The sequence below is a fragment of the Pseudarthrobacter sp. NPDC059871 genome (genome assembly GCF_042731175.1).
Taxonomy (GTDB): Bacteria; Actinomycetota; Actinomycetes; order Actinomycetales; family Micrococcaceae; genus Arthrobacter.
Window position 1 is genome coordinate 1 of the sequence record NZ_JBHWJV010000013.1, and the last position, 16,134, is coordinate 16,134.

A 16,134-nucleotide genomic window follows, 5' to 3' on the forward strand; every position below is an offset into this window, starting at 1 on the left:
TCCACTGTGCAACCGGAGGTCCTCACCTTTGGCTCAACAACTCCAGCGAGTCATCACATTCACCAAACCAACGTCCCTGGGCAGTACAGCTAGGCGGGGCAGGCCCGGAAATGGATTCGGCCGCTATCAGCAGGTGACGCCATTGTCACAGGCTGATAGCGGCCGAAGCTCGTGCGGGCAGGCGCCCGTTTCTGTGGCCCGGTGTGGCACCGGACCACAGGTGAAGGGTCAGAGGGTGACGGCTCCGTTGGCGGTTTCGAACGTGACGGACAGGATGCCGGGGGTGCCGTGCGGGGCCACCCACTCCACAGCCACGTCCTCCAGCGGCTTCTCCACGGGCTCGCCCAGCCATTCGGTGACCCGCGAAGCGGAACCGGCGATGGTCAGGCAGCTCATCTTGAGGCTGCTGTCGTAGGCGTTGGACGGGTGTAGCGACGGGTCGCCTTCCCATTTGAGCATGTAGGGAACCTGGGGGTCGGCGATGAGTCCCAGGATGCCGATCTGCTTCCATACGAGCTCCCGGCCGTCCGGGAACTTGCGGTTGCCGTTGACGGCCGAGCGCCCGAGGCGCTCCTCGAAGGGGGCGAGGTCGTCCACTTCGACGCACCAGCCCATCCAGCCGCCGCCCGCCGCCGAACGGGCCCGTACGGCCTGACCGAAGGGGGCCTTGTCAGAGGCGGGGTGGTCCAGGACCTCAACGACTTCGAGGTACTTGTGGCCCGCGAGCGGGATGATCATATTCCGGGTACCGAACCGGGGATGTACCCCGCCTTTCACTGCCTCAACGCCGAGGGCAGATGCAATTCGTTCGGTTGTGGCCGCGAGGCCATCGTGTTCACAGGCGTAAGAGACGTGATCCATGCGCATGCCATCATCTTGGCACTTTGTGATCGGGCTCTCAGCTTAGGCTTGCCTTACTCGAATTTTCCATTTCAGCAGGGTTCAGTTTTCAGCCCGGAACTGGCGTGCAGGACCATGTTCGTCACAATCCTGTCCGCCGCCGCCAAGGTGTTCCTACACTGGGCGCAGGTCATGAGTGCCAGCGCCAAGCCCCGGCTCGCTGGCCGGCAACCCTCCATCCGCGGTGGGGTGCCCCGGGTGAGGACCTGGTTGTCCGGCAACGGCCGGGCGGCAAGCGCGGCCCGCGGTGCTCTCAGCATGCCGGGCCCATGTCAAAGGAGCCTTGAATGTCCAACGGTTGGTCCTTCGAAACCCGCCAGATCCACGCCGGCCAGGAGCCCGACGGCGTTACCGGCGCCCGGGCACTGCCCATCTACCAGACCACCTCGTTTGTCTTCCCCAGCGCCGAGAGTGCGGCCAACCGGTTCGCCCTGGCGGAACTGGCCCCCATCTACACCCGCATCGGCAACCCCACGCAGGAGGCCGTTGAGCAGCGCATCGCCAGCCTCGAAGGGGGACTCGGTGCCTTGCTGCTCAGCTCCGGCCAGGCCGCGGAGACCTTCGCCATCCTGAACATCGCAGAGGCGGGCGACCACATCGTGGCCAGCCCCAGCCTGTACGGCGGAACCTACAACCTGTTCGCCCACACGCTGAAGAAGTTCGGCATCACCGTGACGTTCGTGGCGGACCCGGACAACCTGGACCAGTGGCGGGACGCCGTGCAGCCCAACACCAAGCTGTTCTTCGGCGAGGTGGTCTCCAACCCGCGCCAGGACGTCCTGGACATCGAAGGCATTTCCGGGGTGGCGCACCAGGCCGGTGTGCCCCTGATCGTGGACAACACCCTTTCCACGCCATACCTGATCCGTCCCCTGGAATGGGGAGCCGACATCGTGGTCCACTCCGCCACCAAGTATCTCGGCGGGCACGGAGCGGCGATCGCCGGCGTCATCGTGGATTCGGGCAAATTCGACTTCAGCAAGGACCCGGATCGGTTCCCGGGTTTCAACACCCCGGACCCCACCTACAACGGATTGGTCTATGGCAGGGACCTCGGGGAAAACGGCCTCCTCGGCGCAAACCTGTCCTACATCCTCAAGGCGCGGGTCCAGCTCCTTCGCGACCTCGGCTCGGCCGTTTCGCCGTTCAACGCGTTCCTGATTGCCCAGGGCCTGGAAACGCTGAGCCTGCGCGTGGAACGCCATGTGGCCAACGCCACCGAAGTGGCCCAGTGGCTGGAAGGCCGGGACGACGTTGAATCGGTTGCCTACGCGGGCCTGCCGTCCAGCCCCTGGTACGAGCGCGGCCGCAAGTACGGGCCCAAGGGGACGGGCGCCGTCGTCGCCTTCAACCTTGCCGGAGGAGCCGAAGCGGGGCAGCGGTTCGTCGATGCCCTGGAACTGCACTCCCACGTTGCCAACATCGGCGACGTCCGTTCCCTGGTGATCCACCCTGCCTCCACCACCCACAGCCAGCTGACCCCGGAACAGCAGGCGGTTGCCGGCGTCACGCCTGGCCTGGTGCGGCTGTCCGTGGGCATCGAGCACATCGATGACATCCTGGCAGACCTTAAGGCGGGCTTCCGCGCCGCCAAGGGAGCGGCCGGCTAAGCCGAAGACGTACGACGGCGGGAGGCCGGCCAGGCGGCCGGCCTCCCTTCCGCCGGGCTGCCGTCGGGGAAAAGCAGCGCGGACCGGCAAGTCACAACCAGTCACATGCTTGGCCATCAGCGGGGGGTGTTTCGTACACTCGAACCAGGTCATGAGTGCCAGTGACAGCCCCGGCTTGCTGGCCGGCAACCCTCCTTCCGCGGCGGGGTGCCCCGGGTGAAGACCTGGCCTGCCGGTAAACGACGGCGGGCAAGCGCGTAGAAGAGGTCTTGCCATGACGGTTACCGTCGCCCGTACAACCGCACCCGAACACGGAATTGTCCGCTATGCCTCCATCGGGGGGCTGCAGCTCGAGGGCGGCGGATTCCTGCCCGACGTCACCCTGGCGTACGAAACGTGGGGGACGCTGAACGCCGATGGCAGCAACGCCATCCTGGTGGAGCACGCCCTGACCGGCAGCACGCACGTGACCCGCGGGGACACCGATGAGGAAGGCTGGTGGGAGCACCTTGCCGGACCCGGCGCCCCCGTGGATACGGACCGCTTCTTTGTGGTCTCCATCAACATTGTGGGCGGCTGTTACGGCTCCACCGGGCCGTCATCGCCCGGCCCCGACGGCAAGCCGTGGGGCTCCCGGTTCCCCCTGGTGACGCTCCGGGACAGCACGGAAGCTGAAGCCCGCCTGGCGGACCAGCTGGGCATCAGCAGCTGGTACGCGGTGCTGGGCGGCTCCATGGGCGGCGCCCGGGCGCTGGAATGGGCCGTCACTTTCCCCGAACGGGTGCAGCGCTGCGCCGTCATCGCGGTGGGAGCGGCCAGCACGGCCGAACAGATCGCGTTCGCCCAGGCCCAGACCCTGGCCATCCGCCAGGACCCGAACTTCAACGACGGCGACTACTACGGCGGTCCCTGCCCCGAGGACGGCCTGGCGCTCGCCCGCCGCATTGCCCACATCACCTACAGGTCGGCCGCCGAGCTGGAGCACCGCTTCGGCCGGGAAGCCCAGGCTTCGGAGTCGCCCCTGCAGGGCGGAGTCCTCGCCGGCAGGGGCCGGTACCAGGTGGAGAGCTACCTGGACCACCAGGGCAGCAAGCTCGTCCGGCGCTTCGACGCGAACAGCTACATCGCCCTCACCGAGGCGCTCATGAGCCACGACGTCTGCCGCGGCCGGGGAAGCCTGGCCGCTACCCTCGCCCGGACCAGTGCCCGGTTTTTCGTGGCAGCCGTGGAATCGGACCGGCTCTACTTCCCGTCCCAGTCTTACGAGTTGGCCCAGGCCCTTCCCGGCGACGTTGAGGTCCACCTCATCCAGGCGCCTATCGGCCACGACGGCTTCCTGACCGAAATCGGCCAGCTGGGAGCCCAGCTCCGGTCGGAGTTCCTGGCCTAGCAGCACGGCCTGCACAGAAACAGAGGCTTGTCCGCGGATCCGAACTCTCAAGGGCCGGGTTGCGCGAACAAGCCTCTGATCGATGATCTCCAGAACGTGACGACGCCCGGGGCCCCTAAGGGTTTCTGCGGCCCAGGCTAGCCGTTCATGATTTCGCTGCGGCGGGCCATGTAGTCCTCCATCGACATATCGCCGTTGCTGTACTTCTGGTCCAGTTCCGCGAGTTTCCGGGCCCGGAATCCCTGCGGGGCCGACGGCGGCGGGGGAGTGGCGGGCGCTGCCGGCTGTTCCGGCGCGGGGTACCCGGGCTGCTGCTGGCCGGGCTGGGGCTGGTTGTAGGGAGCCTGGTTGAACTGCTGCTCCCCGTACGGCGGCTGGCCGAAAGGCTGCCCGCCCTGGCCAGGGACCGGCGGCTGGCCGTACTGGTAGGGCCCGGGCTGTGGAACGTTCGGTGCCTGCTGCCCGATCTGCCGGAAACCGCCCGAGTAGTAGTCCTGCTGGGTGTAGCCATCGCGCGGCTGCCTGCTCTGCGGCCCGGCCGACCCGGGGAACTGGCCGCCCGGGTTCTGGCTGCCGGGATATTGGCCGGCGCCGGGGAACTGCTCGGGGTACCGGCCGGGAAAGCTCTGGTCGTGGTTCCGCTTGGCCACCGATTTCCGGTACATGCGCATGGCCATCGGGATCACGAATGACAGGATGATGATCCAGAAAAACAGGTTACTCACGGTGCTGCGCCTCTCGAGTGGGTCTTTCCAGCTTAACGGTCACGGGCCGCATGCCGTTCCGGCGGTCACCGGCACGCTGCCCCAGACCAGACCAGACCAGCTCAGCGCCGCACTGCGTCGGCCGTCCCAAGCGGACCTTCCCCCGAACCCAGGGGAACGCCCGGCCCAAAGGCCGGACCCGGCGTCGGACGCTTGGCCGTGATGCCGTCGCCCGAGGACTGGTGGCGCAGCCGCCGCAGCACCCACGGCACAAAGTACTCGCGGGCCCAGACGAGGTCACCGCTGCGGGCCTCTCGCCAGGTGCTCGGCGGCAGTGGTTTGGGGTGGCGGGGTTCGAGCGTGTGCTTCACGTTCAGGGACTCGAGCACCATTGCTGCGATGGTGTGGTGGCCCAGCGGAGAGAAGTGGAGGCGGTCCTGGTCCCACATCTGGGGGTCGCTGAGCTGCCGCAGGGACCACATGTCCGCAATCACGGCGTCGTGCCGTGCCGCGACGGTCCGCAGGTTCTCGTTGTAGATGGCCACCTTGCTGCGGATCCTTCCCAGCACCGAGGATCCGGTGTCGGGACCGTTGAACAGCACCACGGTGGCTCCGCCCATGGACAGGATCTGCACCACGGAATCCAGCTTTTCGGCCAGGGCGTCGGGGTCTCCGCCGGGGCGGATCAGGTCGTTGCCGCCTGCGGAGAGCGTCACCAGGTCGGGCTTGAGCGCCAGCGCCGGGGCGAGTTGCTGGTCGACGATCTGCTGGAGCAACCGGCCGCGGACGGCCAGGTTGGCGTAGGCGAAGTCGGGCAGCGTCCGGCCCAGTTCTTCGGCCACGCGGTCGGCCCAGCCACGGTAGCCGCCGGGACTTGAGGGTTCGGGATCGCCGATGCCCTCGGTAAAGGAGTCGCCCATGGCCACGTACCGGGTCCAGGGGTGGGAGCCGGTGTCCGTGATGGGGCTGTGGAGGGGGCTTGCGTCAGTCACGGGTCCTATCCTGCCTTCCGCCTCGCTGCCTACGCGAACGTAGGTTGTTACTTTCGGGTAACTGTAAGAATGGAAACCATGACTGAAGCCGAAGTATTTCCTGCCCCCGTCGTCCTGTGGTCGCACCCTGAAGGCGAGCGGGACGGTAAACCCCTGCTGGTGCTCCTGCACGGATACGGCGCCAACGAGCAGGACCTGCTGAGCCTCGCGGATCTCCTGCCCGGCGGGTTCGCGGTCGCCTCCGTCCGTGCCCCGATCGCCACGGGCCCGGGCTTTACCTGGTTCCCGCTGACGGCCTCGATCGACTATTCGCTGGACCGGGTCAAGAAGGCCTCGGCGTACGTCCTGGACTGGATCGACACCATCAGGGAAGGGCACCCCTCGGTGTCCCTGCTCGGCTTCTCCATGGGCATGGCCATGGCCACCACCCTCCTGCGGCAGCGGCCCGCGGACTTCGCAGCCGTCGTCGGACTTTCAGGGTTCGTGGTGGACGCCGGCGACGACCCCACGTTCAAGGATGCCGAGCTGGACGGCACCGTGCCCATGTTCTGGGGCCGGGACCAGCAGGACCCTGTGATCACCGAGGACAAGATCGACTACACCATGGGCTGGGTGCGCAAGCACGTCAAGCTCACCAAGGTGCTCTACACAGGAATGTGGCACGGCATCAACCAGCAGGAAATTGGCCACGTGGGCGAATTCCTCACCCACGAGGTCCTGAAGAAATAGGGCGTACGACGACGGGCGGCGGCCCGGGAGCCACGCCCTTTTTCCGCCGGCGGGGTACAGCAGGCGGAGTACAGCACACAGGGCGCCGGGGGTCTTAGGCCTCCGGCGCGACCACCCGCACGGTCTGGCCGTTCACGGTGACGGTGTCGCCGTTGTGCAGCTGGCGGCCTCGGCGGTCGTCAATTTCGCCGTTGACCTTCACCAGCCCGTTCTTGATCAGCTCCGCCGCTTCCACGCCGTCCTCCACAAGGTTGGCAAGCTTCAGCAGCTGGCCCAGCCGGATCATGGAGTCGCGGATGGGGACGTCGTCAACGGGGATGCTCATAGAGCAATAATGCCTGACGTAAGGTGGATCCAATGACCTCCACCTCCCGCCTGCCCGTACTCGCAGGCCTGCCGCTGGCGGTGGGCGCAGGCCTTGCCATTCCCGTCCAGGGCCGGATCAACGGCGCCCTGGGTGCCCGGCTGGACGACGGCATCAGCGCCGCGGTGGTGAGCTTCAGCACAGGGCTGCTGGTCATGATCCTCATCTCGCTGCTGCTGCCGCGTGGCCGGGCCGGCCTTGCCCGGATCATTCCCGCCGTCCGCAGCCGGGCGTTCCCGCCCGCCTATGTCCTGGCCGGCGGCATCGGCGCGCTGTTCGTGTTTGCCCAGACCTTCACTGTCGGCATCCTGGGCGTGGCGCTCTTCACGGTCGCCACCGTGACGGGACAGACGGTCAGCGGCCTGCTGGTGGACCGGCTGGGCCTGGGCCCCGCGGGCAAGAAATCCGTCACCGGCATCCGGATTGTCGGCTGCATCCTCACCATCGCCGCCGTCGCCTGGGCCGTATCACCGCGCTTCGCCACATCCGGCTCCGGCGGGGCTGCCGCGCTGCTGCTGCCCCTCCTGCTGCCCGTGGCAGCGGGCTTCCTGATGAGTTTCCAGCAGGCGATGAACGGCACCGCAACCGTTCACTACGGCACCCCGATCGCCGCCACGCTGGTCAACTTCATCGCCGGCTGCCTGGTCCTGTGGACGGTGCTGGCCATCAAGGTGGTGGTGGCGGGACCCGCAAACCCGCTGCCCGCGGAGTGGTGGTACTACCTGGGCGGACCCATGGGATGCGTGTTCATCGGCCTGGGCGCCCTCCTGGTCCGGACCCTCGGCGTCCTGGTCACCGGGCTGGGCATGATCGCCGGGCAGCTGATGGGTTCGCTGGCCCTGGACATCTTCGTGCCGGCACCGGGCAGCGTGGTGGCCCTTCCCACCGTCCTGGGCACCATCCTGACCCTGGCGGCCATCATCCTGGCAACACTGCCGTGGCCGCGGGGCGCGCTCCGCGGACGGCGGCCGGTAGGCTAGGAAACGCAGCTTTCACGCATCCCTTCATCCGCCCGCCAGGGCACCGGACGTGCCCCACATCCGGTGCCGTGCGTGGCCTGAAAACCGCGGACCGCACCCAGCGGCCCTGTAGAAATTGGAGTTACCCCCATGGCAGCAAAATCCGTCCTCGACCAGGTCATTTCCCTCTCCAAACGGAGGGGCTTCGTGTTCCAGGCCGGTGAGATCTACGGAGGTTCGCGTTCAGCCTGGGACTACGGGCCCCTCGGCGCCGAACTGAAGGAAAACATCAAGCGCCAGTGGTGGCAGTCCATGGTCCGCGGCCGCGAAGACGTGGTGGGCCTGGACTCCTCCGTCATCCTCCCCAAGCAGGTTTGGGAAGCGTCCGGCCACGTTGATGTCTTCTCCGACCCCCTGGTGGAGTGCCTGTCCTGCCACAAGCGGTACCGCGCGGACCACCTCGAAGAAGAGTATGAGGAAAAGAAGGGCCGCCCGGCGGAAAACGGCCTGAAAGACATCGCCTGCGCCAACTGCGGCACCCGCGGCGAATGGACCGAACCGCAGGAATTCTCCGGCCTCCTCAAGACTTACCTGGGCCCGGTGGCCAGCGAGGAAGGGCTGCACTACCTGCGCCCGGAAACCGCGCAGGGCATCTTCGTGAACTTCAACAACGTCCTCACCACCTCGCGGAAGAAGCCGCCGTTCGGCATCGGCCAGATCGGCAAGTCCTTCCGCAACGAGATCACACCGGGCAACTTCATCTTCCGCACCCGCGAGTTCGAACAGATGGAAATGGAGTTCTTCGTCGAGCCCGGAACTGACGAAGAGTGGCACCAATACTGGATGAAGGAGCGCATGGCCTGGTACACCGGCCTGGGCATCCGCGAGGAGAACCTGCGGTTCTTCGAGCACCCGCTGGAAAAGCTCAGCCACTACTCCAAGGGCACCACGGACATCGAATACCGCTTCGGGTTCCAGGGCTCCGAATGGGGCGAGCTGGAAGGCGTGGCCAACCGCACGGACTTCGACCTCTCCACCCACGCCAAGGCCTCCGGCACGGACCTGAGCTACTTCAACCAGGCCACCAACGAGCGCTACACCCCGTACGTGATCGAACCGGCCGCCGGCCTGACCCGCTCCTTCATGGCGTTCCTGATCGACGCGTACACCGAGGATGAGGCACCCAACGCCAAGGGCGGCGTCGACGTCCGCACCGTGCTCAAGCTGGACCCGCGCCTGGCCCCGGTCAAGGCTGCCGTGCTGCCGCTGAGCCGCAACGAGGCCCTGTCCCCGAAGGCCAAGGACCTCGGTGCCCAGCTCCGCAAGAACTGGAACATCGACTTCGACGACGCCGGTGCCATTGGCCGCCGTTACCGCCGCCAGGATGAGATCGGTACCCCGTTCTGCATCACCGTGGACTTCGACACCCTCGAGGACCAGGCCGTGACCATCCGCGAACGCGACACCATGAGCCAGGAACGGGTCTCCCTGGACAAGGTGGAGGGCTACCTGGCCGCACGCCTGATCGGCGCCTAGCCATGGCCATCGAATACCGCGAATGGCGGGACGGCGACGACCTCGCCCTCCTGGAAATCTGGGGCGGCCCGGAAACCGCGCAGGCCCGGCAGTTCCGCAGCGCCCTGGCACCGTCCTCCAACGGAACCGGCGGCACGCCGTGGCGGCGCTGCATCGTTGCCGAAGACGTGATCGACGGCGTCGGCATCCCCGTGGCCGCCGGCGTCGTCTATGAAGCGGCGCTGCACCCGGAACGCCTGTGGAGCTACATCGAGGTGGCCCGGGACCACCGGCGCACCGGCATCGGTGCCACACTCCTGGCCATGCTGCGCCGCGAAGCCGGGAACGCGCCGTCGGGCGTGGCCAAGCTGCGTGCCAAGGTGGAGCCCGGCACCCCCGGCGACGCCTTTGCCGGGGCCGCCGGCCTCGCGCCTATCCAGCGCTCACGCCTGGTGGTTGTGCAGCCGGGCGCGCTGAAACTGCCGGTCTTCCCGGACACGGACCATGGCGGCCGGCCGGTCAGCGGCGAGAACGCCGGCTCCGACGTGGTGATGGACGTGGCCACCGGATCGGTTGAACTGACCGACGTGGTGGGCCGGTACTACACCGCCATCCATGACTGGGATTCGCCCGGAGTGCTGTCCGTGGGCCAGGTGCAGAAACTGTTCCTGGACGAACTCACCGGAGCCCACGGCGCCATCGTCCTCCGGGCGCAGCCCGAATCGGCGTTCGGCCAGGGGGTGGCCCCCAGCAAGAAGGGCCGCATCCGGGCGTTCGCCGTCAGCTACGCCGCCCCGGCAACCCCGGACGCGGCGGACGCCGGTGAAGGCCCCGGAGGCCAGGATGCGGCGGCTCCGGGAGCACCCACTGACGTGTTCGTGGGCCATGACCCTGCATTGGCGGCCGACGATGCTGCCGAGGCCGTCCGGGACATGCTGGCCCTCATTGCGTACCAGCACCCGGTCATGCTGGAACTAGACGATTCGATGGCTGCCCTGCGCGCCGCCGTCGAACCCCTGCTGGACAGCGGGAAGGCCCGGCTGGCCGCGGCGGAGACCCTGGTGGTCTCCGACTAGGGAATCCCGGCCCGCAACCCAACGCACGTAGCGCCAGCTGCCGTTTTGATCCGTCAGAACGGCAGCTGGCGCTACCTGCTTAAGGGGAGGCAGGACGGCTGGGGCGGCTACTTTTTCCGGGGACCACGACGGCGGCCACGGGCTTCGTCGTCGCTGTCCAGGATTTTCCGTTCGGCGTCGGTAGGGGCGCCACCCCCCAGGTGCGCCGGCATCCACCATGCCCGGGGCTCCGGCTGCAGCGGAAAGTCGGCGATGCACCGGTCGATCCCGTCCTGGAGTATGTCCCGCAGGGACGCCGTTGCCGCCTCGGCATCCACGTCCGGCGCATAGGTCAACGCACTGCCCACGTGGATCCGCACCGGTGCTTGCCAGGCCCGGCGCGGGGAGAACCCGTGGCCGCGGGTCAACAGGCGGTGTGCGCCCCAGACGGATACCGGAATCACCGGCACTCCGGCTTCGGCCGCCATCCGTACCGCACCGGTCCTGCAGCCGCGCACCGTGAAGCTGCGGCTCACGCCGGCTTCCGGAAAAACGGCCAGGTACTCGCCGGCACGCAGTTTCGCGACGGCCTCGTCGTAGGCGCCGGCCCTGTCGGTGTAGCCCACCACCACATGGCCGCTGGCGCTGACCGCCGGGCCCGCGAACCAGTGATCGGCCGCACCTTGGTGGATCAGGAACCGCAGCTGCGCCCGTGCCCGCTTCCAGAGCAGCAGTTCGGCAACCGCGAAGTCCAGGTATCCGAAGTGCGTCACGGCAAAGACCGCTCCGGTGCCGGGGACCACCGCGCGGGAGACCCCGCTCCGCGGCCCCGCCGGGGGCAGGTGCCCGGTTCCGGTACTGATGACCCTGATCCGGAAAGCTCCTCGGAGGAACAGCCCGGTGCGCACGATCAGCCGGTAGAAGCGGTCATTGGGCGCCGGGCGCCAATGCATGGCTGCCTCCCTCCGACGGGATAAGAATGATGGCAAGGGAGGCCCCCCTCCGGTTCCGTTGACGTCGCTGCGGCTCACAGGGTTACGTGCACGGACCCTTCGGGCAGCAGCTGACCGAAGGCGCGGGCCGGGCGCACGGCCGTGCCGGTGCTCTCGGCAAAAGCCTGGATCACGAATCCGGTGGCCAGGATGTGCCAGATCCTGACCTTGCGAAGCATGAAGTGGCCAACGCCCTTGAGCGAGACGTACTGCATGCTGGCCGCCTCCGCGCTGGCGCGGCGCGCAAACGCCAACGACTGCCGGGGGCTGGTCATGTGGTCGGTGGTCCCGTGCACGATCAGGACCTTGACGCCGGAAACCCGTTCGGCCGGCGTTTCCGGGCTCAGCCAGGGGGCCAGTGCCACTACTGCCTCCACCTGCGGGTGGTCCGCGGCGCAGACGGCAGTCAAGCCGCCCATGGAGTGCCCCACCAGGAAGACCGGAACCCCGGGGTGGCGTTCCTCGATCTGCTGCAGCGCCCACTTCGCATCCTGCAGCGGCGACATGTCGTTGCCGTTCCACCCGCGGACGCTGTTGCGGAGGGACCAGACGGCCAGCCCGTGCTTGCGGCCCGCGCGGTGCAGGTGCCGGGCGAAGGGAACCATCCTGGCGGGACTCAGGTGGCGGGCCTCCACGGGTTCCCTGCTGCGGGCCTTGCCACCATGCAGCACCAAAGCCACCGCCCTCGTTGGTCCGGACGCCTCCAGGACGCTCAGTACAGGCCGGTGCAGGGGAACCACGGGCCGCTGCCCGGTCTGAACCCCGCCCTTATCCTTCATGCCACGGTTGCCCACGCCGGTACCTCCAAGTCCGAATGGTCCATTTATCAACCCTACGGTGACCCACGTAGAGTTCAACGTATGAGGTTCAACTGCTGATGGGCTCAGGACACTCCCACGCTTCCACAGATCATTCGGAGCCGACGGTCCAGGCGATGGCTGCCCGCAGGAAGGCCAACCGCATCCTCGCCGCCATCCTGATCCCCATCACACTGCTCACCCTCGCAGGGATGGCCATGCTGTGGCCGTCCGGAAGCAAGGACGGCATCTCGCTGGCCAACCCCTACTCGACGGCACCCGGAGTGACCTTCGATACCGGGACCATCAGGAACGTGGCAACCGAGAACTGCATGCAGGGCGTGGCCACCCAGGAGCAGGGGCAGGGCGGCCGGCCGCAGCAGGGCTCGGGCCAGCAGCCCCAGGGGTCCAACTGCACGTTCGCGTTCACCGAGCCGGACAAGGGCGGCAGCCCCGTCAAGGTGGTCATCAACCCGGACGTTGCCACGTCGCACGGCGTCAAGCCCGGCGACCGGATCCGCTACCTCAACCTTTCCAACGCCCAGGGCGCGGCTTCCACGCAGGGCTCGCCGGCGTACATCTTCGTGGACTTCGTCCGGACCCTGCCCATCGTCCTGCTGGCCATCCTGTACGCCTTTGTAGTCATCGCCGTCGCCCGCTGGCGGGGCCTCCGTGCCCTCATCGGCCTGGTGGGTGCCTACTTCGTGCTGGCCAGCTTCATGCTGCCCGGGCTGGTGGAAGGCAAGCCGCCGCTGCTGCTGGCCCTGGTGGGGTCCACGGTGATCATGATCGGGGTGCTCTACTTCGCCCACGGCTTCTCCGCCCGGACGTCCACCGCATTGCTCGGGACGATGTTCGGGCTGGCGATCACCGCCCTCTTGGCCTGGTGGGCCACCAGCGCCGCCAACCTCGCCGGAGTGGGCAACCACGACGCCACCACACTGATCAACACTTCAGCGAACATCTCCATTTCGGGGGTGATCCTGTGCGGGCTGATCATCTCCGGGCTGGGCGTCCTCAACGATGTGACCATCACCCAGTCCTCAGCCGTCTGGGAACTCTACGAACTGGCGCCCAACAGCAGCGCACGCAAACTGTTTACGTCGGCCATGCGGATCGGCCGCGACCACATTGCCTCCACCGTGTACACCATCGCGTTCGCCTACGCCGGAGCGGCCCTGCCCATCCTCATCATCGTCATGCTGTACGACCGGCCGCTGGGGGAGACCCTCACCAGCGCCGAACTCTCCGAAGAGGTCATCCGGACCCTCGTCGGATCGATCGGCCTGGTCCTGGCCATCCCGGTGACCACCCTCATCGCCGTGCTGGTGGTCAAGGCCACCGGCATCCGGCAGGAGGTTCCCGCCGTCGTGACCCCTACCGGCGGGAACGCTGCGCTCAGCACGTCGCGGACTGCGCCGTCCGGATTCCGGCAGCGCACAGCAAAGGAGTGGACGGACGACGGCGGGGGGTTGCCCGCAGGCGACGAAACCCTTCCCACCCGCCGGAGCCGCAGGGCCGACCGCGGCTGACGGCTTCTCCTGGCCGTCGGCCAGCGAGAGGTCCGGGCCGAACACCCGATTTGGCCGGATTTGCAACAATGGAACAGTGACTGTTGCAGCAACCCCACCCACCGCCCGGCTGGAACTCCCGCCCCTGAAGCTGGGTCCCCTCACCGTGGACACGCCGGTCATCCTGGCCCCCATGGCAGGGATCACCAATTCCGCTTTCCGCCGTTTGTGCCGTGAATACGGCGGCGGCATGTACGTGGCCGAAATGGTGACGTCCCGCGCGCTGGTGGAGCGGACCCCCGAGTCCCTCCGGATCATTTCGCACGACGATGACGAGAAAGTCCGCTCCGTCCAGCTCTACGGGGTGGACCCCGGCACAGTGGGCGCGGCTGTCCGGATGCTGGTGGAAGAAGACCGCGCGGACCACATCGACCTGAACTTCGGCTGCCCCGTCCCGAAGGTCACCCGGCGCGGCGGCGGTTCCGCCCTGCCGTGGAAAATCGACCTCTTCACCGCCATCGTGCAGACAGCCGTGCGGGAAGCGTCCAAGGGCAACGTCCCGCTGACCATCAAGATGCGCAAGGGCATCGACGATGACCACCTGACATACCTCGACGCCGGCCGGATCGCCCGCGATTCCGGTGTTGCCGCCGTGGCGCTCCACGGCCGCACCGCGGCGCAGTTCTACTCCGGCCAGGCGGACTGGTCGGCCATCGCCCGCCTCCGCGAGGCCCTGCCGGACATCCCGGTACTGGGCAACGGCGACATCTGGTCCGCCGAAGATGCCGTGCGCATGGTCCGCGAAACCGGCGTGGACGGCGTGGTGGTGGGCCGCGGCTGCCAGGGCAGGCCGTGGCTCTTCGGCGACCTGCAGGCAGCGTTCGAAGGCAGCGACGTCCGCCACCGCCCCAACCTGCGCCAGGTGGCCGAGGGCGTCTACCGGCACGCCGAACTGATGGTGGAAACCTTTGGTGACGAGGGCAAGGCGCTGCGGGAGATCCGCAAGCACATCGCCTGGTACTTCAAGGGCTACGTGGTGGGCGGCGAACTCCGCACCCGGCTGGCACTGGTGACCAGCCTGGAAATCCTCCGCGACACCCTCGCCGAGCTGGACCTGGACTCGCCCTACCCCGGCGGCGACGCAGAAGGCCCGCGCGGACGTGCCGGGTCACCCAAGCGGCCCGCCCTGCCCAAGGACTGGCTGGATTCCCGGGCGCTGAACGATGCACAGTCGCGGGACATCGCCGCGGCCGAACTGGACGTTTCCGGTGGCTGAGGTTCCCGTAGCCGAAACTCCCGCCGGCCCCGCCACGGCCGGAGCGTTCTCCGGTTATGGCTCCCGGGACTCCGCCCGCTGGGTGGAGGAGCCGCCCAAGAGCACCTACCGCTCGGACTTCGAACGCGACCGGGCCCGCGTGCTGCACTCATCGGCCCTGCGCCGGCTCGGGGCGAAGACCCAGGTGGTGGCCCCGGACACGGACGACTTCGTCCGGACCCGGCTCACCCACAGCCTCGAGGTGGCCCAGGTGGGCCGCGAACTGGGCCGCGCCCTGGGCTGCGACCCGGACGTCGTGGACACCGCCTGCCTGAGCCACGATCTGGGGCACCCGCCGTTCGGCCACAACGGGGAGTCCGCCCTGAACGAGGTGGCGCATGCCATCGGCGGGTTCGAAGGCAACGCCCAGACCCTCCGGCTCCTCACCCGGCTCGAACCTAAGGTGCTCACCGCCGGCGGCCATCCCGCCGGGCTGAACCTCACCCGCGCCAGCCTGGACGCGGCGTCGAAATATCCCTGGTCCGCGCTCGAGGCACCGGTGATCCACGGCCGGCGCACCAGCAAGTTCGGTGCCTACGAGGACGACCTCCCCATCTTCAATTGGATCCGGGACGGTGCGCCCGAGCGGCGTTCCTGCCTGGAGGCCCAGGTGATGGACCTGGCCGACGACATCTCCTACTCCGTCCACGACGTGGAGGACGCCATTGTTGCCGGGCACTTTCAGCTGCGGTGGATGGACAACCCGGACCACCGTGCCCGCGTGGTGGGCTACGCCAAGCAGTGGTACCTGCCGCACAACGACCCCGCCGCCATCGACGCCGCACTGGCCCGGCTGGAGGCCACCGACGTCTGGGTGCGGGAAGCTGACGGCAGCCGCAAATCCATGGGCGCCCTGAAGAACATGACCAGCCAGCTCATCGGCCGGTTCTGCCAGAGCGCCCTCGAAACGACGCGCTCGGTCTACGGGCCGGGCCGGCTCACCCGCTACAGCGCCGAGCTCATGGTTCCGGACGAGACGGTCATGGAGATCGCCGTCATGAAGGGCATGGCCACCACGTTCGTCATGACCACCGAGCACCGGCAACCCATTTATGAACGCCAGCGCGAGGTCCTGCACGCCCTGGTCACGGCACTGAGCGCCACCGGCGACCGGCACCTGGAGCCGATGTTCGCCGCCGACTGGCGCGATGCCGGGGACGATGGTGCCCGGCTGCGCGTGGTGATCGACCAGGTGGCGTCGCTGACCGACGGGTCCGCCCTGGCCATGTACGAGCGCCTCGTGGGGAGCCTGCCCTCGCTGTGGTGAGCGGAATTACGGGCGGGGCCGGGCTGTCAGTCCA

Annotated in this window: 15 protein-coding genes and 2 riboswitches; of the genes, 9 read left to right on the forward strand and 6 right to left on the reverse strand. The window is 67.9% G+C overall.

The genetic code is table 11. The annotated features are described in order from the left end of the window. Positions 1-228: 228 nt before the first annotated feature. On the reverse strand, positions 229-867 hold the full coding sequence (locus ACFV4R_RS16875; protein WP_015936572.1) for a VOC family protein: 639 nt from the start codon (positions 865-867) through the stop codon (positions 229-231). Positions 868-1,028: 161 nt separating this feature from the next. Further along, positions 1,029-1,144: riboswitch (SAM riboswitch) on the forward strand. A 43-nt stretch (positions 1,145-1,187) separates the two neighbouring features. On the opposite strand from ACFV4R_RS16875, the gene ACFV4R_RS16880 reads away from it, so the two are divergent. Continuing rightward, the gene (locus ACFV4R_RS16880; RefSeq protein WP_377203644.1) at positions 1,188-2,510 is read left to right on the forward strand and encodes a bifunctional o-acetylhomoserine/o-acetylserine sulfhydrylase; all 1,323 of its coding nucleotides are present in this window, start codon (positions 1,188-1,190) and stop codon (positions 2,508-2,510) included. Between the two features lie 147 nt (positions 2,511-2,657). Next, positions 2,658-2,772, forward strand: a riboswitch (SAM riboswitch). Between the two features lie 12 nt (positions 2,773-2,784). Continuing rightward, positions 2,785-3,900, forward strand: coding sequence for a homoserine O-acetyltransferase (locus ACFV4R_RS16885; protein WP_377203645.1), 1,116 nt, complete (start codon positions 2,785-2,787; stop codon positions 3,898-3,900). 137 nt (positions 3,901-4,037) lie between these two features. Here ACFV4R_RS16885 and ACFV4R_RS16890 read toward each other — a convergent pair whose 3' ends face one another. Both ACFV4R_RS16890 and ACFV4R_RS16895 read right to left on the reverse strand, forming a co-directional pair. Next, the gene (locus ACFV4R_RS16890; protein ID WP_377203646.1) at positions 4,038-4,625 is read right to left on the reverse strand and encodes a hypothetical protein; all 588 of its coding nucleotides are present in this window, start codon (positions 4,623-4,625) and stop codon (positions 4,038-4,040) included. Between the two features lie 101 nt (positions 4,626-4,726). After that, positions 4,727-5,596 carry an SGNH/GDSL hydrolase family protein gene (locus ACFV4R_RS16895; protein ID WP_377203647.1) on the reverse strand — a complete coding sequence of 290 codons (870 nt, stop codon included), beginning with the start codon at positions 5,594-5,596 and terminating at the stop codon, positions 4,727-4,729. 78 nt (positions 5,597-5,674) lie between these two features. Between ACFV4R_RS16895 and ACFV4R_RS16900 the strand changes: the two genes are divergently transcribed. After that, positions 5,675-6,325 (forward strand): alpha/beta hydrolase, encoded by a 651-nt coding sequence (locus tag ACFV4R_RS16900; RefSeq protein WP_377203648.1) that lies wholly within the window; start codon positions 5,675-5,677, stop codon positions 6,323-6,325. Between the two features lie 94 nt (positions 6,326-6,419). Here ACFV4R_RS16900 and ACFV4R_RS16905 read toward each other — a convergent pair whose 3' ends face one another. Further along, a complete protein-coding gene (locus ACFV4R_RS16905) occupies positions 6,420-6,650 on the reverse strand; it encodes an RNA-binding S4 domain-containing protein (RefSeq protein WP_045730958.1) in 231 nt (76 codons plus the stop codon). A gap of 32 nt (positions 6,651-6,682) precedes the next feature. On the opposite strand from ACFV4R_RS16905, the gene ACFV4R_RS16910 reads away from it, so the two are divergent. The 3 genes from ACFV4R_RS16910 to ACFV4R_RS16920 all read left to right on the forward strand — a co-directional run bounded on the left by ACFV4R_RS16910 (position 6,683) and on the right by ACFV4R_RS16920 (position 10,239). Next, positions 6,683-7,669: a DMT family transporter gene (locus tag ACFV4R_RS16910; RefSeq protein WP_377203649.1), complete on the forward strand. Its 987-nt coding sequence runs from the start codon at positions 6,683-6,685 to the stop codon at positions 7,667-7,669. 129 nt (positions 7,670-7,798) lie between these two features. Next, positions 7,799-9,184, forward strand: coding sequence for a glycine--tRNA ligase (locus tag ACFV4R_RS16915; RefSeq protein ID WP_091719181.1), 1,386 nt, complete (start codon positions 7,799-7,801; stop codon positions 9,182-9,184). Positions 9,185-9,186: 2 nt separating this feature from the next. Then, positions 9,187-10,239, forward strand: a complete 1,053-nt coding sequence (locus tag ACFV4R_RS16920) for a GNAT family N-acetyltransferase (protein ID WP_377203650.1) — start codon at positions 9,187-9,189, stop codon at positions 10,237-10,239. 107 nt (positions 10,240-10,346) lie between these two features. On the opposite strand, the gene ACFV4R_RS16925 is transcribed toward ACFV4R_RS16920, so the two are convergent. Together ACFV4R_RS16925 and ACFV4R_RS16930 are read right to left on the reverse strand one after the other, a co-directional pair. Further along, the gene (locus ACFV4R_RS16925) at positions 10,347-11,171 is read right to left on the reverse strand and encodes a lysophospholipid acyltransferase family protein (protein ID WP_377203651.1); all 825 of its coding nucleotides are present in this window, start codon (positions 11,169-11,171) and stop codon (positions 10,347-10,349) included. 74 nt (positions 11,172-11,245) lie between these two features. Next, entirely contained in the window at positions 11,246-12,004 is a 759-nt protein-coding gene (locus ACFV4R_RS16930; protein WP_377203652.1) for an alpha/beta hydrolase, read from the reverse strand. A 140-nt stretch (positions 12,005-12,144) separates the two neighbouring features. On the opposite strand from ACFV4R_RS16930, the gene ACFV4R_RS16935 reads away from it, so the two are divergent. The 3 genes from ACFV4R_RS16935 to ACFV4R_RS16945 all read left to right on the forward strand — a co-directional run bounded on the left by ACFV4R_RS16935 (position 12,145) and on the right by ACFV4R_RS16945 (position 16,100). Continuing rightward, complete coding sequence (locus ACFV4R_RS16935; RefSeq protein ID WP_377203653.1) at positions 12,145-13,539, forward strand: YibE/F family protein; 1,395 nt, start codon at positions 12,145-12,147, stop codon at positions 13,537-13,539. Positions 13,540-13,615: 76 nt separating this feature from the next. After that, positions 13,616-14,794, forward strand: a complete 1,179-nt coding sequence (gene dusB, locus ACFV4R_RS16940; RefSeq protein ID WP_377203654.1) for a tRNA dihydrouridine synthase DusB — start codon at positions 13,616-13,618, stop codon at positions 14,792-14,794. Continuing rightward, positions 14,742-16,100 carry a deoxyguanosinetriphosphate triphosphohydrolase gene (locus ACFV4R_RS16945; protein WP_377203655.1) on the forward strand — a complete coding sequence of 453 codons (1,359 nt, stop codon included), beginning with the start codon at positions 14,742-14,744 and terminating at the stop codon, positions 16,098-16,100. Before dusB ends, ACFV4R_RS16945 begins: the two co-directional genes overlap by 53 nt. The last annotated feature ends 34 nt before the right edge of the window (positions 16,101-16,134 follow it).